Here is a 22,952-nt window from a genome sequence, read left to right as displayed (position 1 = left end):
GCGAGCCATGGCACCCTACCAGCCGCGAAACCGCGGCCACCGCGCGGCCACCCGGCCGGAATCATCGCGGATGACGTGATAGAGGTCGTGTTGCGCCCCTGTCGCGCAGGCATGGTTCGGCAGCACGCGGACCATGGTCCCCAGCGGCAGATCGGGCAGCCTCGCGCCGCTGCCCGGTCGCAAGGCCAGGATGCCTTGTTCCTGATTGGTCTCGCGCATTACCAGGTCCGGAAACGGCCTGCCATCGATATCGCAGACCACGCCGTAATACTGGTCGACCTTCTGCTTCGCGGTACCGCGGTCGCGCGACATCGCCATCCAGCCCGCGTCGACCAGGATCCAGCCCTTGTCTTCCTGGTGTCCGATCACGGTGGTCAGGACGCTCATGGCGATGTCGTCCTGGCTGCACACACCCAGCCCCGCCATGAAGAGATCGAAGAAAACGAACACGCCGGCGCGCAGCTCGGTCACGCCGCTCAGGTCGCGGCTGAACAGCGCGGTGGGCGTGGATCCCACGCTGACCACGGGGCAGGGCAGGCCGGCCTCGCGCAATGCCTGCGCGCATGCCACGGCGCCACGGCGCTCCTGTTCCGCCATGGCTTCGATGGCCTGCGTGCTCGCGCAGTTGTAGGATTCGCCGGCATGCGTCATCACGCCGCGCAGTTCCGCGCCCTGTTCGTGCAGCGCGCGGCCGATCGCCAGCAGGCGATCGGCCTGGTCCGGCGCCACGCCGGCGCGATGGCCATCGGTATCGAGTTCGATCAGGCAGGGAATGCGCATGCCGCTGTCGCGCGATTTCCGCGCCACGGCCTGTGCGCCTTCGACGCTGTCGACGACGATGGTCAGGTCCACGCCCTGACGCCGCAGCGCCACGACGCGGTCGAGCTTGTTGGGCGCGATTCCCACCGCATACAGGATGTCGCGCACGCCGGCCTGGGCGAATTGTTCCGCTTCCTGCAGCGTGGATACGGTGGCCGGACCTTCCGGCGTATCCATGACGCGGCGCGCGACATCGATGGATTTGGGCGTCTTCAGATGCGGGCGCAACTGCACGCCCAACGCCTGAGCACGATCGCGCATGCGCCGGATGTTGGCCGTCATGCGGCGCTCGTCCAGCACCAGGCTGGGGGTTTCCTGGTCCCGCAGCAGGCCGGCGGCGCCCGTGTCGGTGTGCGTCAGGGTCATCATGTCTCCATGGCGGGACGCATCCGCACCGCGGGCGTCCATTCGGTATCAGGGTCGAGCGGAACGACCGGCCGCGGCAGGCGGCGGAAGTCGAAGCGCGAGAGTATCGGCGAGGTCAGTCCGGGCGCGTCCACGCTGTAGATCCGTTCGGGCGGGAAGAACTCGTCGAAGGCGGCGCGGAAGTGCCCGCGCGATTTGACCACAACGGTACGCGCGGCGCCGATGTCCAGGCCGAACATCTCGAAGAAGGTGGGCTCGTGGCATTGATGGCGGTGGGTGATGACGACGATCTGGATGCCGCCCACGGCGATGAGCGCCGATGGTCCCAGATCGAAGCTGCATCCGGCCAACTGCCCGCGCCGTCCCACGCCCTTGCCGTCATGCAGCGCGACCACGGTGGCGTCCGCCTCGAAGGGATCGGAATACTGGGTGGTTTCGCTGCGATTGAAGCGCGCACGCAGGGGCTTGCCGATGCCCGTCGCATGGGCATCGGCGGCCAGCTCGGGGTCCGTGATGACGCCGGCAATCACGCCGCGCGCATCCGCCCTTATCAAGGCCTGCAACAGGTACGGCGTGTTGCCGCGCGCGCCGCCGCCCGGGTTGTCGGCCACGTCGGCCAGCAGCACCGTGGCGAAGGAAGCATCGTTGCCTGCGGCCACGGCCAGCCCGACCGCGTCATCCAGGGACGTCAACCGCGGAAAGAAGGCGGCGCGATCGCGCCATGCCGGCGTCGCCAGGTCCAGCGCGATCTGGCGGGCCAGACCGGCGTCGCCGCGCGTCGTCACGAGCACGGTCAGGCCGTTCTTGGGCGTATCGCCATAGGCGAAGCCGCCGACCGCCGAAATATTGACGATGCGATCGTCGTTCAGCGCTTCGGCTTTCTGGATCATATCGGCGTAAGGCCCCGTGCCCGGCGCCGTCAGCAGTTGCGTGGGCGGCGCACAGACGGGCATGCGCACGTGGGCGACTGCCACGCGCATGCCGGCCATCAATTGGCGCAGCACGTCGGCGGCGTCGGCGCCGCGTTCGGCCATATCGACATGCGGATTGCGGCGATACGAGATCAGCGTGTCGACCTGGTCGACCATGCGGTCGGAGACATTCGCGTGCAGGTCCACTGTCGCGACGATGGGAATGCCGGGTCCGACGATACGCCGGACGGTTGCGAAAACCAGGCCATCCGGGTCGTCTTCTTCCGTCGTGATGGCCGCGCCGTGCTCACAGATATAGACGCCATCCAGTGGCAGCGCGGCGCGCAGGCGGCTTTCGAATTGCGCCAGCGTGTCGGCGAAAAAGCCGTGTTCCACCGGACCGCCCGATTCGGCGTTGGCGAACAGGACAGGCACCGGCGTCCAGGCGCCCGCGGCGTCCATGCGCCGCACGAACGCGGGGATTTCCGGCGTCATGCGCGGCGCCGCGCTGCGCGCGTCGCGTATCAGCTCGTCGCCGGCCAGATAGGCCCGCGATACGAAGTCCTCGCGCGTGGACACCGGCGCGTAGCGGTTCGATTCGATGGCGAAGCCCAGCAGGGCGATGCGTGGCGACATGGGGGCTCAATCCTGTTTTTCGATATGGGCTGCCGTGATCAGCTCGCCCCATTTGCGCTGCTCGGCGGCGATGAAGCGCGCGAAGTCGGTCGGCGTGCCGGGCGTACCGGGCGAGGCGCTGGCATTGGCCAGATCCTGTTTCAGCGCGTCGCTGACCAGTACCTTGCGCAGCGATTGCGACAGGCGATCGATGATGGGCTGCGGCGTGCCGGCGGGAAACACCAACCCGCCCCAGGAGACGTTTTCGTAGCCCTTCAGGCCCAGTTCATCCAGCGTCGGCATGTCCGGAAACAGGGGCACGCGCTGCTTGCTTGTGATGGCCAGGGCGCGCAGCTTGCCGCTCTTCACCAGCGGATAGGCCACCGATGCATTCGTGAAAGTGTAGTCCAGGCGTCCGCCCGCCAGGTCGGACAGCGATGCCGGGTCGCCGTTGTAAGGGATGAACATCACGTCCACGCCCGCCATCTGCTTGAACAGTTCACCGGCCATCTGGCCGCTGCTGCCGATGCCGGCCGCGCCGTACGACAGCTTGCCGGGTTCGCGTTTCGCCTGCGCGATCAGGTCGTTCACGCTGTGTATGGGCGAATCGCCGCGCACCACCAGCAGGTTGTAGACGGCGAACATCTGTCCTACCGGCGCGAAGTCCCTGGCGGCGTCATAGGGCAGCTTGTTGAACAGCGCGGGGTTCACCGCCAGCGTATTGATGTTGCCGTAACCCAGCGTGTAGCCATCGGGCGCCGCGCGCTTGACCTGGCTCATGCCGATATTGCCCGCGGCGCCGGGACGGTTCTCGATCACGAAGTTCGCGCCGATGTCCTCGGCCACGTGCTTGAGCACGATGCGGCTGAGCACGTCGGCCGAGCCGCCGGCCGCCGACGCGACGATCACGGTGACGGGCCGCTTGGGCCAATCGGTATCGGCGGCATGGGCCGGGACGGCCAGCGCGGCGCTGGCGAGCAGCGCGGACAGGGCATGGGCAAGCGTACGTCGCATACAACCTCCGGTCGTGAAAGAGGCGGCAGGGATAGTGGCCGCGGCGATCGCCTGGCCTGGCGACGCCCGTCGGCGCCTGGCCGCCTGGGGCAATGAGGTAAAGCACGAGTGCCGCGAGTATGACCAGCGGGCTAAAGTCTGGGGTTAAGCGGCGCCGCAATCCCGCCTTAAGCCGCAACTTAATGGAGGAAGGGGTGCTCTCCAGCGAGGATCTGCGGTTCTTCCTGACGGTGGCGGGCGCGCGCTCGCTGGCGGAGGCGGCGCGCACGCTGAATGTGACGCCGCCCGCCGTCACCCAGCGGCTTGCCGCCCTGGAAAAACGCCTGGGCATACGCCTGATCGAACGGACGGGACGCCGGATCGCCCTGACCGACGAAGGCGACCTGTTGTCGGCGCGCGGCCGCCGCATCTGCGAAGAACTCGGCCTGCTGACGGAGGCGCTCGGCAGTCGCCGGCGCGTCATCGCCGGGCATTTGCGCGTGCTGGCGCCGCTGGGCTTCGGCCATCGCTACGTCGCGCCGGCGGTCGCGCGGGTGCGGCGCGATCATCCTGAAGTCACGGCCACGCTGACGCTGTCGGATCGACCCGGCCGCGTCGCCGAAGGCAGCTGGGACGTCATGGTCCATATCGGCGAACTGCGCGATTCCACGCTGGTCATGCAGCGCATTGCCTGCAACCGGCGCATCCTCTGCGCCGCGCCGTCCTACCTGCGGCGCCGTGGCGGTCCCGCTCGTCCCGAGGATCTGCGGACGCACGAATGCATCGCCCTGCGGGAGAACGACGAGGACGTCACCCTGTGGCGTTTCGCCGGACCGCGCGGGCAAACGGCCAGCGTGCGCGTCGATCCGGTGCTGGCCAGCACGGAAGGCGCCGTGGTGCATGACTGGGCGGTGGCCGGCATGGGCATTATGGTCCGTTCCGAATGGGATGTGGCCGCCGACCTGCGCGCCGGCCGCCTGGTGGCCCTGCTGCCCGAATGGCGCCTCCCGGATGCCGACGTCATTGCGTTGCTGTCTTCCCGGGAAGCGCGCTCCGCGCGCACCTCGTATTTCCTGGAATGCCTGCGGGCCGAGGTGCAGGCGCACCCGTGGAATCAACCGGGCTGACAAAAAGCTGTCAAAGTCGGCGGGCAATATGGGGTTATCGGTGCGTGTGGCAATCACCGCGCCTGTTCATGACAAATAAGGAGAAGCCCACATGTCGCGTTCCACCGACGCAGCCAAGGCGCGCAGCCTGCCCCTGGCCTCGGATCCGGTGTCCAGTCTGCCCGCGCACGCCGCGCGCCGCGCGGGCCGGGCGCTGGACGAGGTGCTGGCCTCGAATCCGGCCCGGCGTGTCTGGCTGAAGACGGGCCTGGGCGCGGCGGCGCTCTCGGTATTCGGCGTGCCGGCGCTGGCCGCCGGCCTGGGCGCCGGCAATCCCGACGGCAATCCCGACAGCAAAGGGCCCTCTGCCGGCCAGCCGGCCACCGACGGCAAGGCCGGGGCCGGCGGCCTGGATCCTGCCAAGGACTACGCCATCCGCTTCCAGCCGGTGCCGCGTTCCACCGCCGACCAGGTCGTCGTGCCGCCCGGCTATGAAGTCCAGGTCCTGTTTTCCACCGGCGACGCGGTGGAAGCGGGCTCCACGTCCTGGACCGAAGGCGTTTTCGCTTCGTGGGAGGAGGCGGGCAAGCGCGCCGGCGGCGACCACGATGGCATGCATTACTTCGCCTTGCCCGGCGTCGATCCGTGCAAGGGCGGCCTGTTGGCGATCAACCACGAGCAGGTCGACATGCGCGTGTTCTTCGCGAAGGATAGCTTCGCCAATGCCACCTTCGACGAGAAGCAGGCCACGCCCGACCAGAAACGCGTCGCCTTGTCCGCGGTGGGCGTCTCCGTCATCGAAGTCGAGCTGGTCGACAAGGCATGGCGGGTCAAGCGCGATTCCCCCTACAACCGCCGCTATACCGGCAACAGCGCCTACGCCGTCGGCGGTCCGGCGCGCGAGCGCGTCGGCGCCACGGTCACCGGCACCCTGAACAACTGCTCCAGCGGCGCGACGCCCTGGGGCACCTACCTGACCTGTGAAGAGGTCACGTTCAATTATTTCGACTCCAGCCAGGCCAGACAGGGCTACGGCTGGGTCGTCGAACTGGACCCGCAGGGCAAGATACTGCGGCAAGGCGTGAAGCGCACGGCCATGGGCCGCTTCAATCACGAAAACGTCGCCTGGCTGGCCGACGACGCCCGGCGCGTGGCCTTCTACATGGGCGACGACAGCACGCCTGGCTGCATCTACAAGTTCGTGCCCGACCGTCCCTTCGATGCCATGGACCGTGCCGCCAACCTGGGGCTGCTGGACGAAGGTACCCTGTACGTCGCGCGGTTCAATGCCGCGGGCCAGGGCAAGTGGATACCCCTGCGGCACGGCGCCGCCGGACTCACCGCCGCCGACGGCTACGCTTCCCAGGCCGATGTGCTGGTCGAGTGCCAGCGCGCGGCGGTGTCGGCCGGCGGCACGGTGATGGACCGGCCGGAATGGATCACCGTCGGGCCGCGCAAGGACATCTACGTGACCCTGACCAACTACACCGGACGGGGCGGCAAGGCGCCGGTGAACGACGCCAATCCGCGCGCGGAGAACCACCATGGCCACATCATCCGCTGGAACGAAACCGGCGACTCCCCACTGGCGACCACATTCACCTGGGATATCTTCCTTCTGGCGGGCGATCCGCAGCAAGCGGCCGCGCAGGGCAAGCCGAATCTCGCGGGCAACATCAACGGCGACGACTTCAGCAGCCCGGACGGCCTGCGCCAGGACGCGGCGGGGCGCCTGTGGGTACAGACCGATATGAATCTGGGCGCGGTCGCCACGCCCCAGGTGTTCGGCAACAACGGCATGTACTGCATCGATCCCGCCACCGGTGAATCGAAGCGGTTCCTGGTGGGACCGGTGGGCTGCGAGCTTACCGGCATCGCCTATACGCCGGATCTGACTACGTTCTTCGTGAACATCCAGCATCCGACCCAGGCCTGGCCGGAAGCCGGCCGCACGCCGCGTTCGTCGACGCTGGTGATACGGCGCACGGACGGCGCTCCCGTGGGCGCATAGCTTCTTTCCGCAAGAGCAGCGGGGCGACGCCGCGGCATGGTTGTGTACACGCGGGTATACAATCCTGCCTCGTGCTCGCGGGACACCGCGGTCCCCAACAAGCGCGGCGCCCAAGCCGCCATGGACCGCCATCAGTCCAAAAGCTGCAATTCAGGAGAGCAACATGAGATTCGGCAAATCCCTGATCGGGAAATTGCTGGCGGGCGCTTTTTTTTGCGCGAGCACCCTGGCGGCCCACGCCGCCGGCTGGCCCGAAAGACCCATTACCCTGGTGATTCCCTTCCCGCCGGGCGGCACCACCGATATGGTCGGCCGTCCGCTGGCCGAAGCTATTGCCAAGAAGCTGGGCAAGCCCGTCATCGTCGATAACCGCGCGGGCGCGGGCGGCACCATAGGCGCGGCCTACGTGGCCCGTTCGGCGCCGGACGGCTACACCATCTTCCTGTCGACCATCGCCCACACCATCGCGCCCTCGACCTACGACAAGCTGACCTACGACTTCGAAAAGGATTTCGCGCCGATCACCATCGTGGCATCGTCGCCCAACCTGCTCATCGTCAACAACAAGCTGCCCGTCAAGACGGTCCCCGAACTGATCGACTACGCCAAGAAGAATCCCGGCAAGCTGAACTTCGGTTCGGCCGGCATCGGCAGCACGGAGCACCTGGCCGGCGAACTGTTCAAGAAGATGGCCGGCATCGATATCGCGCACGTTCCGTACAAGGGCGGCGCGCCCATGATGGCCGACCTGATTTCCGGCCAGATCCAGATGGCCATCGAAACCAGCGGCTCGGCGATCTCGCAGATCCGCGCCGGCACGGTGCGCGCCCTGGGCGTGAGCAGCGAAAAGCCCAGCGCCTACTTCCCGGGCATCCCGGCCATCGACGAGGCCGGCCTGCCGGGCTACACCTTCTCGACCTGGTATGGCCTGGTGGTGCCGGCCAAGGTGCCCAAGGACATACAGGCCAAGCTGTACGCGGCCGTCCTGGATGCCTTCAAGGACCCGCAGATGGCCAAGGCGCTGGAAACCATAGGCGCGGAGCCTGGCGGCCAGAAGCCGGAAGAATTCGGCAAATTCATCGCCGACCAGACCAGCAAGTGGCATGACATCCTGAAGGGCGGCAAGTAAAGCGCCGTCTTGCCGCCACGGTACGGGGACACCGCCCCGTACCCCCTGGCATGCATCATGGCCGCCGGCACGTCCGGCGGCCCTTCATCCGGGCGCGTTTATCGCCATCACCGTTGGCGAAGGCGGCCTGCCGCAACGTGAATTCCCAAGCCGGGCGGAATCTCCTACATTCGTGGAATCAGAACGAGAGGAGGCCCGCAATTGATCGACCACCTGGATCACCTGGTCCTGACGACCACCGACGAGGCCGCCTGCGTGCGGTTCTATGTCGATGTCCTGGGCATGCGCCTGGAAACCTTTGGCGAAGGCCGCAAGGCCTTCGTCTTCGGCAGCCAGAAAATCAATCTGCACGTCAAGGGCCGGGAATACGAGCCCAAGGCCCATCTGCCGGTGCCGGGCGCCCTGGACCTGTGCTTCATCGCCCGCGTGCCGCTGGATGAGGTCATCGTCCGGCTGCGTGATCACCAGATACAAATCGAAGAAGGGCCGGTCATGCGCACCGGCGCGGTATCGCGTATCCGCTCCGTCTACGTGCGCGATCCGGATCTGAATCTGATCGAAATCTCGGAGCTGGCGGCATGAGCGCGGCCAACATCGATAGCAAGGCAGGCGCCCACCCGGCGGGCGAGCATGCGGGGCCCACGCCGCCTGGTAACGACTTCGTCCCGGCCGGCGCCGGGCAGGACGAGACAGCGGCCGGCGCCCCCGCCGACCAGCCGCTGACCGAAGACATCCGCCTTCTGGGCCGCCTTCTGGGCGAGGTCATCCGCGAACAGGAAGGCGATGAAGCCTACGAGCTGGTGGAGCAGGTCCGCCAGCTGGCCGTCGCCTACCGCCGCGACGACGACGAGCAGGCCGACCAGACCCTGAAGCACTTGCTGCAATCCCAGCCCGGCATCATGCTGGTCTGCGTGGTCCGCGCCTTCACGTACTTCAGCCTGTTGGCCAACCTGGCGGAGGACCGCCACTACATCCGCCGCCGCCTGGCCCGCGAACGCCTGGGCGACGTGCAGGAAGGCAGCGTGGAGGCCATGATGGCGCGGCTGCGCGCCGCCGGCGTCGGCGCCGACCGCATCGCACAGACCCTGCGGGAAAGCCATGTATCGCCCGTGCTGACCGCGCATCCCACCGAAGTGCAGCGCAAGAGCATCCTGGACGCGCAGCGCGCGATCGCGCAGCTGCTGGCTGAACGCGATGACATCCGCGCGCGGGCACCGGGCCCCCGCGGTCGTGGCGCGGACGGGCAGGACCGGGCAGCGCAAGCGCCACGCCCCGGCGATGCGATGCTCGCGCGCGAGCTCGACATCAACGCCGCGCAATTGCGCGGCCGCATCGTGCAGCTATGGAGCACGCGCCTGTTGCGCATGTCGCGCCTGACCGTCGCCGACGAAATCGAAAACGCGCTCAGTTACTACCAGTCCACTTTCCTGCGGGAAATCCCGCGCCTGTACGCCAGCCTGGAACGCGAGATGCCGGGGCAGCGCGTGGCCAGTTTCCTGCGCATGGGCCAGTGGATAGGCGGTGACCGTGACGGCAATCCCAACGTATCGGCCGACACGCTGGCCTACGCGCTGAAGCGCCAGGCGGAAATCGCCCTGCGCCACTACCTGGCCGAGACGCATCAGCTGGGCGGTGAATTATCCATGTCCAGCTATCTGGTCGACGTGGCGCCGGAACTGCTGGCCCTGGCGGAGCGCTCGCCCGACCAGAGCGCGCATCGCCGCGACGAACCCTATCGCAAGGCGCTGTCCGGCGTTTATGCCCGGCTGGCCGCGACACTGCGGAGCCTGACCGGCGCGGAAGCCGCGCCGCATCCGGTGGCGCCGCAGCCGCCTTATGCGCGTGCCGAGGATTTCCTGGATGACCTGGCGATCATCGAACGCTCCCTGCACAGCCACCACGCCGCTGTTCTGGGAGAGCAGCGGCTGCGCCCGCTGATGCGGGCGGCGAGCGTGTTCGGCTTTCATCTCGCCACCGTCGACCTGCGCCAGAGTTCCGACAAGCACGAGGCCGTCGTCGCCGAGTTGCTGTCGACCGCGCGCGCGCATGCGGATTACGCCGGATTGAACGAGCAGGACAGGGTGGAACTGCTGCTGCGGCAGTTGGACGATCCTCGTCCGCTGCGCGTACCGGGCGCCGAATACTCCGAGCTGGCCCGCGGCGAACTGGCCATCTTCGAAACCGCGCGGCTCATGCGCGAACGTTATGGCCGCCACGCGATCCGCCACTACATCATCAGCCATACCGAAACCGTCAGCGACCTGCTGGAAGTGCTGCTGCTGCAGAAGGAGTCCGGGCTGCTGCGGGGGCTGCTGAGCGAGGACGCGCGCGCCGAGCTGATCGTCGTGCCGCTGTTCGAAACCATCGAAGACCTGCGCAACGCCACCGCCATCATGCGCGGCTTCTATGCGCTGCCGGGGGTGTTCGAGCTGGTGCGCCGCAGCGGCGCCGAGCAGGACATCATGCTGGGCTATTCCGACAGCAACAAGGACGGCGGGATCTTCACCAGCAATTGGGAGCTGTATCGCGCCGAGATCGCGCTGGCCGCGCTGTTCGACGAGTTCGCCGCGCGCGCACCGATCAAGCTGCGCATGTTCCATGGCCGCGGCGGTACCGTGGGGCGGGGCGGCGGTCCCAGCTATCAGGCCATCCTGGCGCAGCCGCCCGGCACCGTGCGGGGACAGTTGCGCCTGACCGAACAGGGCGAAGTCATCGCCTCCAAGTACACCAATCCGGACATTGGCCGGCGCAATCTGGAAACCCTGGTCGCCGCCACGCTGGAATCCACGCTATTGCAGACGCAGCAACAGGCGCCGGAGGCCTTCCTGGCCGCGGCGGCCGCGCTGTCGTCCGCCAGCATGCGGGCGTACCGGGCGCTGGTCTACGACACGCCAGGCTTCCGAGAATATTTCTTCGGCTCCACGCCCATCCGCGAAATCGCCGAGCTGAACATCGGGTCGCGTCCGGCATCACGCAGCGGCGGCCAGCGCATCGAGGACCTGCGGGCCATACCCTGGGGCTTCAGCTGGGGCCAATGCCGGCTGACCCTGCCGGGCTGGTACGGCTTCGGCTCGGCGGTACGGGACTTCGTGGAGCAAGCCGGCGCCGGGGGCGAGGACGCCTGGTCCCTGCTACGCGGCATGTATCGCGGCTGGCCGTTTTTCCGCACGCTGCTGTCCAACCTGGACATGGTGCTGGCCAAATCGGATCTGGCGCTGGCCGCGCGCTATGCCGAACTGGTGGACGATACCGCGCTGCGCGACCGCATTTTTCCGGCGATCGAAAGCGAGTGGCAGCGTACCGCGCAGGCGCTGTCGCGCATCACGGGCGAGGGCGGCCGGCTGGCGAGCAATCCGGTACTCGCGCGTTCCATCAGCCACCGCTTTCCCTACCTGGATCCGCTGCATCACGTACAGGTGGAGCTGATGCAGCGTTATCGCGAGGGCCGCGGCGACGCCGTCGTCAAGACCGGCATCCATATCTCCATCAACGGGATCGCGGCGGGTCTGCGCAATAGCGGTTGAGGCGCGCCATATCGGCCTGCACGCCGTGGATGCAGGCCGATAGATACTTGCCCAGCACTGCGCGGCGCGCCGGATCCATGCGTTGCGAAATCGTTGTAATGAACACCGCCGCGGCCGGCATGCCGCCAGGCTGCTTGATGTCCATGCCGATGGCGCTGACGCCGGCCGCCGCCACGCCATCGTCCAGCGCGTAGCCGGCTTCGCGGGTGCGGTGGATCGATGCGCGCAGCGACGCCGCGCTGAAATTCGGATAGCGCGTGAGCTTGTCCTGGATGGCGTCCAGGGCGATATCGACTTCCGCGTCGCTCATGGCTGAGAGAATGGCGAGCCCGCCTACGCCTATGCCCAATGGATGGCGGTCGCCCACGCCGGAAGTCAGCGTCTGGATCGGAAAGTTGCCTGCGATGCGGTCCAGGCATACGGTTTCGAAACCGCTGCGCACCACCAGGAAAGCCATGTCGCCCGTCTGCTCGGCCAGGCGCCGCAGATGCGGGTGGCTGGTCTCGCGCAGATTGTTTTCCGGCAGGGCGCACAGTCCCAATTCGTAGATCAGCGGCCACAGCCGGTAGCCGCGCTGGCCCGGCACGCGCACCAGCATGCGTTCGCTGACCAGCCTTTGCAGCAGGCGATGCGCGGTGGATTTTTCCATGTCGGCACGTTGCGCGAGGTCGATCAGGCGCAGGTGCTGCGACGGGCTGCTGGCTATCAGTCGCAGCAGATCGACGGCACGGCCCACGGTGCTCGCTGGCGTAGCTCGGTTCTGCATGGCTCGTATAAATCGCCGGTGGCGCTCATTCAAGACGTCATACAAATTCCAGATACTGGGAAGGCCGCGCGCCGCGCTGTCCGCGACGTTTTGGGCGATCGCCTTTTTTCAAAGTATCACGCGGCATGCGCGGCACAAACAGTTTTTTTGACGCAATGCCTGGCGCGCCGCGGCACGGAAAGACGGCACGCGCGTTAGCGGTGCGTGCAGGGCGTCGCGGTGCGTTTTTGGTGCGACGCCACGCACCAAATCAGTGAGGTCGCCCCGCTTGCCATCGCGTCGCGGCGCCTCGGCCGCGCGCGGTTTTACTAAATGGGAAAAACCGCGCAAAACGTTGACGGGCTCATTGGCCGGTTCCAATATCGCCGGGACAACGCGCACGGTTCATACAAGCGCCGGCGCGGCGTGTTCCGTAGGGGGTCGTCGCATGAACAAGCTCTTCGCCTGGGCCGGGACCCTCGTGTCCCTGACGCTCGCCATCGTTGCACCCGCATCCCACGCCGCCGGATATCCGGATCATCCGATACGCATCATCGTGCCCTATCCGCCCGGCGATCTCGCCGACGTCATCACCCGCCTGCTCGGCAACGGGATGGCGCAGGAGCTGGGCCAGTCCATCGTGGTGGAGAACCATCCCGGCGCATCCGGCCTGATCGGCCTGCAGGCCGCCTCGCGCGCCGAGCCCGACGGCTACACGCTGGTCATGGGACAGATGGGCGCCGTCGTCGTGGCGCCGCTCACGAACGATTGGCCCATCGACGTACGCAAGAGCCTGACGCCGGTGGCGCTGGCCTACACCAACTACATGATGCTGGTGGCCAAGCCCGATTTTCCGGCCAGGACATTGCCGGAGCTGATCGCCTACTCGAAGGAACATCCCGGCCGCGTCCGCGTCGGCACCAATGGCGAAGGCGGCTTTCCCCATCTTTCGATGGAGCTGCTGAAGGAAAAAACCGGCTTCGACTTCACGAATATCCCGTACAAGGGCAGCACGCAGATCATGTCCGACCTGATGTCCGGGCGCGTCGAGCTGACCGTCTTCGGCTATTCGGGCCTGTATCCCTACGTCCAGGACGGACGCCTGATCGCGCTGGGCGTCACCGGCCGCGATCGGGCGCCCAACGCGCCCAACATTCCCACCTTTGGCGAAAGTGTCCCCGGCTATGAAGCGCTGGGCTGGTTCGGCCTGTTCGCGCCCGCGGGCACGCCGGCGGACGTCGTGGGCAGGATCAACAAGGCCTTGAACAAGGCCGTCAGCGACCCGCAGGTACAGGTCCAGGCGCAGCGTCTTGGACTGGATCCCGCCACGGGTACGCCCGCACAGTTCGCCAGGATCTGGCAGGACGATTACGCCAAGTGGGGTGGCACCATCAGCCATCTGGGCCTGGACAAGAAGAAGTGAACCATCGTGGCAGCCACCGCTGAAACCGCGGCACCGAGGAGATGCGCAGCATGACCGCACAGCAAGGTCCTTCCCCCAAATACGAACCGTTCGGCTGGCACCATTGGCCGGACGACTTCTGGATGTCCTACCAGTTCCGGCGCGGGCTGGGCGAGACGCAGGAGGGCGGCGGCGCCGTCAGCGAAGTTTTCCAGGCCGCCAGCCACATCACCGCCGGCGATTTCGAAACCTGGTACACCGCATGGCGCCACATCGCCGACCGCAATGCCCGGCGCGGGGACGAGGCCCTGGCGGCCGGCCACGTCCGCACGGCGATGAACTGCTGGCTGCGCGCCGCGAACTACTATCGCGAGGCGGAGTTCTGGCTCAAGCCGGATGACCCGCGTCGCCTGGACGCGTTCACGCAAGCCGAGCGGGCCTCGGCCAATGCCTTCACACGCATGGATCCGCCGGCGGAGATCGTCGAGATCCCTTACGAAAACGGCAAGACGCTGCCGGCGTATTTCGTGCGTTCCGCCAATGGCGGTCCTCGCCAGCCGGTGCTGATCTCCGTGGGTGGTCTGGACTCCTACAAGGATGAGCTGTGGTTCATGACCGGCCGTGGCGCGGTGCAGCGCGGCATGTCGGTGCTGATGGTGGATGGTCCGGGACAGGGCGGCGCGCTGCGCCGGCATGGCCTGGTCACCCGGCACGACTATGAAGTCCCGATCGGCCGCTGCATCGATTGGCTGTCCGCACGGCCGGACGTCGATACCAGCCGCATCGCCGTCAGCGGTTCCAGCCTGGGCGGCTACTACTCGGCGCGCGCCGCGTCCATGGATTCCCGCCTGGCGGCCTGCATATCGCACGGCGCCATCTGGGACATCCACGAACGCTGGAAGGCGCGCGACGATAACCACGGCCTGGCCGGCCATATCAAATGGGTGTTCGGCGCCCGCAGCATGGCGCAGGCCACCGAAATCGCGCGGCCCTTCACCCTGGAGGGTGTGCTGGAAAACATGAAATGCCCTTATCTGATCATCCACGGCGGCCATGATGTGCTGGGCGTGGAAACGGTCAAAAAGGTCCACGACTACGCCACCGCGCACGGCGTCGAGGCCACGTTGAAGCTGACCAGCGCCGAGGAAACCGGCGCCGAGCACTGCCAGCACGACAATCCCACGCTGGGGCAGGAACTCATGCTCGACTGGCTGGCGGACGTGTTCGGCATCGACCAGAACACGCTGTCGTTCTTCCCTGGGTAGCCGGAGAAAGCCATGAGTCACTGGTTCGAGTACTTCCCCAGCAACCACATGTGGTCGCAGGGCATGATGTTCGGCATCGAGATGGCCGGCTGGGGCGCGGCCTCGATCAGCGAGATCGACCAGATCGGCCAGAAGCTGAAAGGCCACGAAGGCGATAACGAGCTGTGGTGGAAGGAATGGGTGGACATGGCTCGCCGGATCGAAGGCTTCGGCGATCAGGAGGAAGCCAAGGGCCACAGGCTGACGTCAGGCGCCTACTACCTGCGCGCGGCCATCTACTATTTCTGCGGCGAGCGCTTCATCGCCCCGTCGGAGCGCAAATGGCAGACCTATCGCGACTGCCTGCGTTGTTTCGCCAAGGGCCTGGAGCGGCGTTTCCCGCAAATCACGCGCGCCGAGGTCCCCTATGGAGACACCACGCTGCCCGCCTGGTGGCTGCGCGCCGACGCCGACGGCCCGGCGCCGACGGTGGTGATGTTCGACGGCCTGGACAACGCCAAGGAAATGAGCGTGCTATTCGGCGGCATCGAGATCGCCAAGCGCGGCATCCACGTGCTGGCCATCGATGGGCCGGGGCAGGGCGAAGCCTTGCGGCTGCGGGGCATCCCCAGCCGCTACGACTATGAAGTTCCCGCCGGCGCGGCCTACGACTGGGCCGCCGCGCGTCCCGAGGTCGATCCCCGGCGGGTCGCGGTGATGGGCTTCTCCATGGGCGGCTACTACGCCCCGCGCGCGGCCGCCAGGGATCACCGCTTCGCGGCCTGCGTGGCCTGGGGCGGCCACTTCGATTACCACGAGTCCTGGACGCGGCGCCGCCGCATCATGGAAGCGGGCGGCACCAAGCTGTCCGCGCCCGGCTTCCAACTGCCCTGGGTGTTGGGCAAGCCGGACATGGATGCCTGCATGAAAAAGCTGGAAGACTATCGCTTGAAGGACGTCGCGCCGGACCTGGTGTGCCCATTCTTCTGCCTGCACGGCGAGAACGACACCATCGTGCCGGTGGAATTTGCCCAACGCCTGTACGACGCCGTCGGCGCAAAGAACAAAACCTTGCGCGTGTTGACCGCTTACGAAGGCGGCAGCGAACACTGCCAGGAGGACAACCGCCAGGTCGGCGCGAATATCGTCGCGGATTGGCTGGCGGATAATCTGTAGACCGTGCGCGTGATCCGGCCGTGTCCGCTATGCCTGGGATAGGGACAGTCCGGTATGCCTGGCCGCCTCCCGGCTTTTGTCCATCGGATCGGCGCGTTGCGCGGTGCCGCCTTCCGTGCGGAATAGTCGCATCGTTTCGTCGGTATCGCGCGCCAGTCCTTCCAGCGACTTGGCGGCCGCGGCGACCTGGTCGACCAGGGCGGCGTTCTGCCGCGTGATGCCGTCCAGCTCGCCGATCGCGGCATTGGCTTGCGATATGCCGGCCAACTGCTCATTGGCGGCGCCGCTGATGCCCTCGACCAGCTTGTTCACCTCTTCGACCCCGGTCAGCACTTCGCTCATGGTCTTGCGCGCGGCCGCCGTTCGCTCGTTGCCTTCCAGGACCTTCAGCGTGGAGTCCTCGATCAGATGCCTGATCTCCTTCGCCGCATGGCCGCTGCGCTGCGCCAGCGCGCGGACTTCTCCGGCGACCACGGCAAAGCCGCGGCCTTGTTCGCCGGCCCGCGCCGCTTCCACGGACGCGTTCAATGCCAGGATATTGGTCTGGAACGCAATGCCGTCGATGATGCGCGTGATCTCGTTGATGCGGTCCGAGGACTCCGCGATCGACCGCATGGTCGCGCTGACCTGGTCGACGGCCTCCGTGCCTTGCTGGGCGATCAGCCGCGTGCCGGCCGATAGCCGGCTGACGTCGTTCGACGCCGCGGCAGCAAGGCTGACGGTGGTAGTGATCTCTTCCATCGATGCGGCGGTCTGCTGCACATTGCTGGCCTGTGCCTCCGTACGCTCCGATAAATGCATATTGCCGCGCGTCAGTTCGACCGCGCTGGCCACGATGTCCCGGCTCTGGTCGCGGGCGTCCCGGACGATGGAGCCGACATTGATGCGCAACTGCGCCAGTGCGGCCTGCAGCTCGCCGATTTCGTCGTCGCGCGTTTGGGTGGCCGACACCGTAAGGTCGCCCGCCGCCAGCCGGTTCGCCGCGAGCACCACGCCTTTCACCGGAGCGACCAGGCCGGTTCGCAGGAATCGCCACATCATCGCCAGCAAGGCCAGCCGCAACAGCCATGCGGCGGCAAGCGCGGCGGCCGAGCCCGACGGCAGGTAGCGTTCGATAGCCATGAATGCCGCGAGTAGCGTCACGATCGCCGCCATCATTTTTCCGGCGAGGCCCAGGCGGGCCATTTCCCGTAATCGGCCTGTCAAGGTGCGCATGACAAGGCGGCCATTGGACAGGGAATGAAGCCGGCGTCCAGCCTGTGCCTCCTGTCGCATCGCTTCATAGAGATTTTCGGCGTCCGCGATCTGTTCCGCGGTGGCCTCCGTGCGCACCGACATATAGCCGATGGGCGCGTCGTTCTCCATCAAGGGCGTGGCGTTGGCCATCACCCAGTAGTAATCGCCGTTCTTGCGGCGATTCTTCACGGCGGCCGACCATGGCCGTCCCGACGCGATCGTCGCCCACATATCGCGGAAAGCCTCTTCGGGCATGTCGGGATGGCGGATGATGTTGTGAGGCTGGCCCAGCAACTCTTCCTTGGTATATCCGCTGACCTCGGCGAACATGGCGTTGCAGTAGACGATTCTTCCCTTGGTGTCCGTCTTCGAAACCAGGGTGTGCCCCGTGGGAAACGGGAACTCGTTCTTGGTGACCGGCAGGTTCAGGCGCATGTTGTCCGTCGATGGCGCAGACGTGGCGCGAGAGCACCCGGCTGGCTTGGTTATAGAATTGGCTGCCGATTCTATTCGCGTCCGGACGATATTGAGTTGATCTATGTCAAGGAACCTTCTGGATCAGATTTTGCGCGAGGTTCCGCGTCGCTATCGGCTGCCGCCGCTACCCGCCGAGCTGCCGGGGCCCGGCACGTTGGATTCCGGCACCGAGCTCGCGATGATCGTGGAGCGCATACGCACGGCGCCGGCGGCGGGGCCCGCGCGGGCCGCGACGGCCGCAGCCATGCTGAAAGCGGCATTCATTGACGCTCTGGCCCGGCTTATCCGCGACGCGATGCGCGAGGATGCGGGAGACCCGGTCTTCCAGGCCATGGTGCTGCGCCATCGGACACCGCGCGTGCGTGAGTACGCTTCGCTGTCCGCTCATGCGGACCGCGATCGCCGCGAGGTGCTTGCCCTGGTGAACGGCGTCGCGCATCCGGCAAAGCAGGCACGGCGGCCGCGCGGACCGTTAACGGATGCTTTGGCGGAATTGCACGCATTGGCGGCTGCTTCGTCCTGGCGCGATCTGCATCAGGCCGTGCGGCGCCTCGTGAACACATCCGACATCGCCGGCGATGTCTCCATCGGACATGTATTGACCCGGTTGGCGGGAAGTCCGGCCCTGATACGTCTGGATCGGCTGGAGGCTTTGGCGCGGGATGATGACGTTCGCCGATACCGGGCGCTATGGGACATGCGGGGCCCGCGATCCGGCAGTGCCGCGGCCGCCGCGCACGGATCGGCCTCGCAGCGGCGCGGCGCGGCCGTGGAAGCGCGAGCCGCGCAGGCGCTTGGAGCGCTGGCGCGGCGGCTGGACCGGGAGGAAACGGGCCAGGATGGCGGGACGCGATACCGGGTCGCGACCTCGATGCGCGTGCCGGCATTCCTGTCGGCCGGCGCGGAGCGCGCGAAGACCGAGTGGGACGTCGTCCTGCTAAGGCAGAGCGGGGCGCGAGGGCGGCCCGATGCAGGCGCCAAGGTAGCCGAAGCGCAGGCCGGCGAGCCATCGCACGCCGTCTGGGACGTCCGCCTATGGGTCGAAGCCAAGGCCTCCCTGGATGCCGCGACCACCGACTTGCCACGGCTGGTGCGAGGTTTGCGGCTGCTTGCGGGCGCGGAGGAGAATGTTGTCTATCCCTTCCTGGCGCGCGAGGGTATCGTAGCGGTTTTCGGCGCATCCCTGCGCGGGATGCAAACCCATGAAGCGGCCCTGCGCGCGTCCGTTCTCTATTGCTGCGATGCACCGATGGAAATACATCCCCGCTTCCTGAGCGCGGCGAGCAGGATGCAGCTCCTGTCGGCGCCCGCGAGCCTGGCCTTCGCCGACCGGTGGGCGCGCGGTCGGCAAACCGATCCCGAAATGCTTGAACCCGTCTGGCGGGATCTTACGGGTTCCGCACGATGGACCGCGGTGCTTCATCAATATGCCATGCTGCGCCAGGTCCGCGAATTATTGGTCCATGTCGACGACGTGACGGCCACGGTCGCCTCATTGGTGTAGCCACCATGCCGCAATTCATGCGCGCTATCGATACCTGGTTGCTGGTCCTTGCCGCCTCCGGCCTCGCCGCGGGAGCGCTCTGCCGGGTCCTGGGATATCCTCAGGCCGCTCAAGCATTCTGGATGGCCGGCGTGGCGCCGGTGATGCTGGCGCTGTCGGTATCGATCGTCAAGGCCTTGATGAGCCGGCAGCCGGGTGTCGATGTGCTTGCATGGCTTGCGATCGCGCTTGCCGTGGCGCTGGGAGAGTTGCCCACCGCCGCCATCATCGCGCTGATGGTGGCGGGTGGGCGCGCATTGGAGCGCTACGCCCAGCACCGGGCCGAACGCGAAATGACGGCGCTATTGCGCCATGCGCCTCGCGCGGCCACCCGCTTCGAAGCGGGAGAATGGCGCCAGGTGGAGCCCGACTCCATCGTGAGCGGGGACCGCCTCCTGGTCAGGGCGGGCGACGTCGTGCCGGTGGACGGTTCGCTCGCCGAACAGGCCCAATTGGATGAGTCCTCGCTGTCGGGAGAGTCTCGGATCCTTGTCCGCTCGCCCGGAGAGTTCGTGCGCAGCGGCGCGGTGAATGCGGGCGCCCCCTTCGAGATGATGGCCGCGGCGGCGGCGGGCGACAGCACTTTTGCCGGGATCGTCCGCATGGTGCGGGAGGCCCAGCGCCAGCGCAGCCCTTCGGTGCGTCTGGCGGATCGCTATGCGCTGGCCTTTGTCTTTGTCTCGCTGCTGGTCTCCGTGGGCAGCTGGCTGCTCACGGGCGATCCGATGCGGGCGCTCGGCGTGCTGGTGGTCGCCACGCCCTGTCCGCTGATCCTGGCTGTCCCCGTGGCCATCGTTTCCGGCATCTCTCGTTGCGCCAAGCGCGGCGTGCTGGTCAAGGGAGGCGGTGCGCTGGAACGCCTTGGCGCCGCCACCATCCTGTTCTTCGACAAAACCGGCACTTTGACCGGGGGAAGCGCGCGCCTGGTCGCGATCGAGTCCGCGCCCGGGGTCTCGACGGAAACCGTACTGCGTCTGGCGGCGTCGTTGAGCCAGGCGTCGGGACATGTCGCCTCCGCGGCGGTCACGGTGGCCGCCCGCGAGCGAGGTGTGCAGCTGGCTCGGCCGTCGCATGTCCGCGAGCGCGCGGGCGCAGGCGTCGCCGGCGATGTGGACGGACGGCTCGTGACCATAGGGTCCTTCGACTATGTCAGCCGCGCCGCCGCACCGGCGCCGTGGAGTACGGAATTTCTGCGGCGCATCGCCTACGAAGGCGCCGCGGCCGTCTTCGTGGCCGCCGACGGTGTCATGATCGGCGCGATCCAGCTGGCGGACGAGATCCGGCTGGAGACGCCCCGCACCCTCCGCATGATGCGTCAGGAAGGCATACGGAAACTGGTGATGCTGACCGGCGACAGGAGCGACGTCGCGCAGACGCTGGGCACGATCCTGGGGGTGACGGACGTGCGGGCGGAGCAGACGCCGGCAGACAAACTGGCGGCCATCTCGGCGGCCCGGAAAGAAGGCATTGTGGTGATGGTGGGCGATGGCGTGAACGACGCGCCGGCGCTCGCCGCGGCCGATGTCGGCGTCGCCATGGGCAGCCGGGGCGCCGCGGCCTCGTCCGAGGCCGCGGACATCGTGCTGTTGGTCGATCGGCTGGATCGCATCGTCGATGCCATGCGGGTCGCGCGCCGGTCCCGTCGTATTGCGCTGCAGAGCGTATCGGCCGGTATGGGCTTGTCCGTCGTGGCGATGGGTGTGGCAGCCGCCGGTTATCTGCCGCCGATGTGGGGAGCCATATTGCAGGAAGCGATCGACGTGATCGTCATTCTCAACGCGCTGCGGGTTCTTGTCATTGCCCCGCCGGCGCGTCCAAGGCTGTCGCCCGCGGACGCGGCCGGCCTGTTTGCCAGCCACGCCGCGCTCGAACCCTTGATGGCGCAGATTCGCGGACTGGCCGACACGCTGCCCACGCTGCCCAGGAGCGCGATCGCCGGCGCGTTGGAAAAGGTGCATGCATCCCTTGCGCGGGATCTGCTGCCCCACGAACGTCGCGACGATACGGAAATCTATCCTCGCCTGAGCGGTTTGATCGGTGGAGATGATCCGCTTGCCACGATGAGCACAACCCACAGGGAAATTTTCCGTGTGACCGCGATGCTGGAGAAGATGATCGCCGATATTCCCCCGGAAGGCCCGGATCCGGAACGACTGCGCGATTTCCAGCGGCTGCTTTACGGGCTCGATGCGATTGTGCGCCTGCATTGCGTGCAGGAAAACGAGCTTTTTCATACTTTGACGGAGACGGCGTGAAGGCCGCGGCTATCGCCCGCGTGACCCGCGTCCATGGAGGAGAACAGGAATGGCCAGCAAAAACACGATCTGCCTGTGGTACGACGGGACGGCCCTGGATGCCGCGAACTTCTACGCCCGGACGTTCCCGGATAGCCGCGTCGTCGCGGTTCATCACGCCCCCGGCGATTATCCTTCCGGCAAACAGGGCAATGTGCTTACCGTCGAGTTCATCGTCGCCGGCATTCCCTGCCTGGGCCTGAACGGCGGCCCGGCATTCAAGCACAGCGAGGCCTTCTCCTTCCAGATCGCGACCGACGATCAGGAAGAAACCGATCGGCTTTGGAACGCCATCGTCGGCAACGGCGGCCAGGAAAGCGCCTGCGGCTGGTGCAAGGACAAGTGGGGCTTGTCGTGGCAAATCACGCCACGCGCCCTGATCGCCGCGATCACCGATCCCGACCAGGCCGCGGCCAAGCGCGCCTTCGAAGCCATGATGGGCATGACCAGGATCGACATCGCGGCGATCGAGGCGGCCAGACGCGGTTGAGTTCGCGACGGGCGGCCCGTGCGGTGAGCCGCCGTATACCGCTTGTGGATCGGCGTCGGGGTCAGGCTAATACCACCTCTACACCGACGCGGCGCCAACGGCGCAGTTCCTCCTGGACGCCAGCGTCGTCGTGCGCATTGGTGACAATCCGGCTGACATCCTGGGATTTGGCATAGCGCACGCGGCTGACCAATCCGATCTTGCTGTAATCGGCCAGCAGCACCCGCTGGCTGGCTTGCATGGCCATCGCCTGCGCGACCTCCGCCTCGTGGTGGGCGTAGCTGGTGGCGCCATGTTTCGCGCTGAGGCCCACCGGCGAAAGCAAGGCCAGGTCGGCATGGTAGCGGCCGATCTCATTGATGGTGCTGCTGCCATAGGTCGCCGGCACGTCGCCGTGCGGCGTACCGCCCAGCAGTATGACTTCATGGCGCGAGGCTTCGCCGGCTTCGTCGCGGCGCGCCAGCGTCATGGCGACGCCCAGGGAATTCGTAATCACGGTCAATCCGGATAGCCCGCGCAGCGCTTCGGCAAGGTAGCCGGTCGTGGTTCCGGCATCCAGCAGGATCACTTGTCCAGGCGCCAGCATCGGTAGCACGGCGCGGGCAATGGCGCGCTTTTCGCGGGCGCGCAGGTGCTGCCGTTGCGCGTAAGGCGGCTCGGCGTGGGCGGCCGTCGTGACCACGCCGCCATGTACCCGACGCAGCGCGCCCTGTGCTTCCAGTTCGAGGACGTCGCGCCGCACCGTCTCGCGCGACACCGAGAGTTCGCGCGCGAGTCGTTCGGTGCTGACGCGCGTGAACGCGCCGAGCAAAGCCTGGATGCGGGCGATGCGTTCTTCCTGCAGCATATCGGTCTGGTCGTGGTGGGTTGC

General features: G+C 67.0%; 17 protein-coding genes. 11 read left to right on the top strand and 6 right to left on the bottom strand.

The window, feature by feature from the left end; all coding sequences use genetic code 11:
- Positions 1-15: 15 nt before the first annotated feature.
- Genes ACNA0R_RS12030 through ACNA0R_RS12020 form a run of 3 tightly spaced genes read right to left on the bottom strand, consistent with a single transcriptional unit; the run spans position 16 to position 3,725 of the window.
- Positions 16-1,185 carry a DSD1 family PLP-dependent enzyme gene (locus ACNA0R_RS12030; protein WP_415826402.1) on the bottom strand — a complete coding sequence of 390 codons (1,170 nt, stop codon included), beginning with the start codon at positions 1,183-1,185 and terminating at the stop codon, positions 16-18.
- Positions 1,185-2,732, bottom strand: a complete 1,548-nt coding sequence (locus ACNA0R_RS12025) for a M81 family metallopeptidase (RefSeq protein WP_415826238.1) — start codon at positions 2,730-2,732, stop codon at positions 1,185-1,187. Before ACNA0R_RS12025 ends, ACNA0R_RS12030 begins: the two co-directional genes overlap by 1 nt.
- A 6-nt stretch (positions 2,733-2,738) precedes the next feature.
- A complete protein-coding gene (locus ACNA0R_RS12020) occupies positions 2,739-3,725 on the bottom strand; it encodes a Bug family tripartite tricarboxylate transporter substrate binding protein (RefSeq protein WP_415826237.1) in 987 nt (328 codons plus the stop codon).
- A 194-nt stretch (positions 3,726-3,919) separates the two neighbouring features.
- On the opposite strand from ACNA0R_RS12020, the gene ACNA0R_RS12015 reads away from it, so the two are divergent.
- The 5 genes from ACNA0R_RS12015 to ppc all read left to right on the top strand — a co-directional run bounded on the left by ACNA0R_RS12015 (position 3,920) and on the right by ppc (position 11,474).
- Positions 3,920-4,831, top strand: a complete 912-nt coding sequence (locus ACNA0R_RS12015; protein ID WP_415826236.1) for a LysR family transcriptional regulator — start codon at positions 3,920-3,922, stop codon at positions 4,829-4,831.
- A gap of 91 nt (positions 4,832-4,922) precedes the next feature.
- The gene (locus tag ACNA0R_RS12010) at positions 4,923-6,821 is read left to right on the top strand and encodes a PhoX family protein (RefSeq protein ID WP_415826235.1); all 1,899 of its coding nucleotides are present in this window, start codon (positions 4,923-4,925) and stop codon (positions 6,819-6,821) included.
- Between the two features lie 163 nt (positions 6,822-6,984).
- Complete coding sequence (locus ACNA0R_RS12005) at positions 6,985-7,950, top strand: Bug family tripartite tricarboxylate transporter substrate binding protein (RefSeq protein WP_415826234.1); 966 nt, start codon at positions 6,985-6,987, stop codon at positions 7,948-7,950.
- A gap of 201 nt (positions 7,951-8,151) precedes the next feature.
- Positions 8,152-8,532 (top strand): VOC family protein, encoded by a 381-nt coding sequence (locus ACNA0R_RS12000; RefSeq protein ID WP_415826233.1) that lies wholly within the window; start codon positions 8,152-8,154, stop codon positions 8,530-8,532.
- Entirely contained in the window at positions 8,529-11,474 is a 2,946-nt protein-coding gene (ppc, locus tag ACNA0R_RS11995; protein ID WP_415826232.1) for a phosphoenolpyruvate carboxylase, read from the top strand. The genes ACNA0R_RS12000 and ppc overlap by 4 nt, the downstream gene beginning before the upstream one ends.
- On the opposite strand, the gene ACNA0R_RS11990 is transcribed toward ppc, so the two are convergent.
- A complete protein-coding gene (locus tag ACNA0R_RS11990; RefSeq protein ID WP_415826231.1) occupies positions 11,437-12,240 on the bottom strand; it encodes an IclR family transcriptional regulator in 804 nt (267 codons plus the stop codon). The two genes, ppc and ACNA0R_RS11990, sit on opposite strands and share 38 nt — an antisense overlap.
- Positions 12,241-12,667: 427 nt before the next feature.
- Between ACNA0R_RS11990 and ACNA0R_RS11985 the strand changes: the two genes are divergently transcribed.
- The 3 genes from ACNA0R_RS11985 to ACNA0R_RS11975 are packed head-to-tail and all read left to right on the top strand — an operon-like array spanning position 12,668 to position 16,041.
- Positions 12,668-13,642 carry a Bug family tripartite tricarboxylate transporter substrate binding protein gene (locus ACNA0R_RS11985; protein WP_415826230.1) on the top strand — a complete coding sequence of 325 codons (975 nt, stop codon included), beginning with the start codon at positions 12,668-12,670 and terminating at the stop codon, positions 13,640-13,642.
- A gap of 50 nt (positions 13,643-13,692) precedes the next feature.
- Positions 13,693-14,886 (top strand): alpha/beta hydrolase family protein, encoded by a 1,194-nt coding sequence (locus ACNA0R_RS11980; RefSeq protein ID WP_415826229.1) that lies wholly within the window; start codon positions 13,693-13,695, stop codon positions 14,884-14,886.
- A gap of 12 nt (positions 14,887-14,898) precedes the next feature.
- The gene (locus ACNA0R_RS11975; protein WP_415826228.1) at positions 14,899-16,041 is read left to right on the top strand and encodes an alpha/beta hydrolase family protein; all 1,143 of its coding nucleotides are present in this window, start codon (positions 14,899-14,901) and stop codon (positions 16,039-16,041) included.
- A gap of 27 nt (positions 16,042-16,068) precedes the next feature.
- Here the strand turns inward: ACNA0R_RS11975 and ACNA0R_RS11970 are convergent, their stop codons facing one another.
- Entirely contained in the window at positions 16,069-17,712 is a 1,644-nt protein-coding gene (locus ACNA0R_RS11970) for a methyl-accepting chemotaxis protein (protein ID WP_415826227.1), read from the bottom strand.
- 103 nt (positions 17,713-17,815) lie between these two features.
- Between ACNA0R_RS11970 and ACNA0R_RS11965 the strand changes: the two genes are divergently transcribed.
- The 3 genes from ACNA0R_RS11965 to ACNA0R_RS11955 are packed head-to-tail and all read left to right on the top strand — an operon-like array spanning position 17,816 to position 22,081.
- Entirely contained in the window at positions 17,816-19,258 is a 1,443-nt protein-coding gene (locus tag ACNA0R_RS11965) for a 3-deoxy-D-arabino-heptulosonate 7-phosphate synthase (protein ID WP_415826226.1), read from the top strand.
- Positions 19,259-19,263: 5 nt separating this feature from the next.
- A complete protein-coding gene (locus ACNA0R_RS11960) occupies positions 19,264-21,552 on the top strand; it encodes a heavy metal translocating P-type ATPase (protein ID WP_415826225.1) in 2,289 nt (762 codons plus the stop codon).
- 49 nt (positions 21,553-21,601) lie between these two features.
- Positions 21,602-22,081: a VOC family protein gene (locus ACNA0R_RS11955; protein WP_415826224.1), complete on the top strand. Its 480-nt coding sequence runs from the start codon at positions 21,602-21,604 to the stop codon at positions 22,079-22,081.
- A 61-nt stretch (positions 22,082-22,142) separates the two neighbouring features.
- Here ACNA0R_RS11955 and ACNA0R_RS11950 read toward each other — a convergent pair whose 3' ends face one another.
- A complete protein-coding gene (locus tag ACNA0R_RS11950) occupies positions 22,143-22,928 on the bottom strand; it encodes a DeoR/GlpR family DNA-binding transcription regulator (protein ID WP_415826223.1) in 786 nt (261 codons plus the stop codon).
- Between the last annotated feature and the right edge of the window lie 24 nt (positions 22,929-22,952).

The organism is Bordetella sputigena (assembly GCF_965137885.1).
In the GTDB taxonomy this organism is placed as follows: domain Bacteria; phylum Pseudomonadota; class Gammaproteobacteria; order Burkholderiales; family Burkholderiaceae_B; genus Bordetella_C; species Bordetella_C sputigena.
The sequence above is the reverse complement of the archived record's forward strand: the minus strand, read 5'-3'. Positions and strand labels throughout refer to the sequence as shown.

Bases quoted from the DNA above. Each gene is read 5' to 3' on its own strand.
- ACNA0R_RS11950 (WP_415826223.1), bottom strand. From the start codon at position 22,928: ATGCTGCAGGAAGAACGCATCGCCCGCATCCAGGCTTTGCTCGGCGCG.
- ACNA0R_RS12030 (WP_415826402.1), bottom strand. From the start codon at position 1,185: ATGACCCTGACGCACACCGACACGGGCGCCGCCGGCCTGCTGCGGGAC.
- ACNA0R_RS11955 (WP_415826224.1), top strand. From the start codon at position 21,602: ATGGCCAGCAAAAACACGATCTGCCTGTGGTACGACGGGACGGCCCTG.
- ACNA0R_RS11985 (WP_415826230.1), top strand. From the start codon at position 12,668: ATGAACAAGCTCTTCGCCTGGGCCGGGACCCTCGTGTCCCTGACGCTC.
- ACNA0R_RS12025 (WP_415826238.1), bottom strand. From the start codon at position 2,732: ATGTCGCCACGCATCGCCCTGCTGGGCTTCGCCATCGAATCGAACCGC.
- ACNA0R_RS12005 (WP_415826234.1), top strand. From the start codon at position 6,985: ATGAGATTCGGCAAATCCCTGATCGGGAAATTGCTGGCGGGCGCTTTT.
- ACNA0R_RS12020 (WP_415826237.1), bottom strand. From the start codon at position 3,725: ATGCGACGTACGCTTGCCCATGCCCTGTCCGCGCTGCTCGCCAGCGCC.
- ACNA0R_RS11990 (WP_415826231.1), bottom strand. From the start codon at position 12,240: ATGCAGAACCGAGCTACGCCAGCGAGCACCGTGGGCCGTGCCGTCGAT.
- ppc (WP_415826232.1), top strand. From the start codon at position 8,529: ATGAGCGCGGCCAACATCGATAGCAAGGCAGGCGCCCACCCGGCGGGC.
- ACNA0R_RS12010 (WP_415826235.1), top strand. From the start codon at position 4,923: ATGTCGCGTTCCACCGACGCAGCCAAGGCGCGCAGCCTGCCCCTGGCC.
- ACNA0R_RS11970 (WP_415826227.1), bottom strand. From the start codon at position 17,712: ATGCGCCTGAACCTGCCGGTCACCAAGAACGAGTTCCCGTTTCCCACG.
- ACNA0R_RS11975 (WP_415826228.1), top strand. From the start codon at position 14,899: ATGAGTCACTGGTTCGAGTACTTCCCCAGCAACCACATGTGGTCGCAG.
- ACNA0R_RS11960 (WP_415826225.1), top strand. From the start codon at position 19,264: ATGCCGCAATTCATGCGCGCTATCGATACCTGGTTGCTGGTCCTTGCC.
- ACNA0R_RS11965 (WP_415826226.1), top strand. From the start codon at position 17,816: ATGTCAAGGAACCTTCTGGATCAGATTTTGCGCGAGGTTCCGCGTCGC.
- ACNA0R_RS11980 (WP_415826229.1), top strand. From the start codon at position 13,693: ATGACCGCACAGCAAGGTCCTTCCCCCAAATACGAACCGTTCGGCTGG.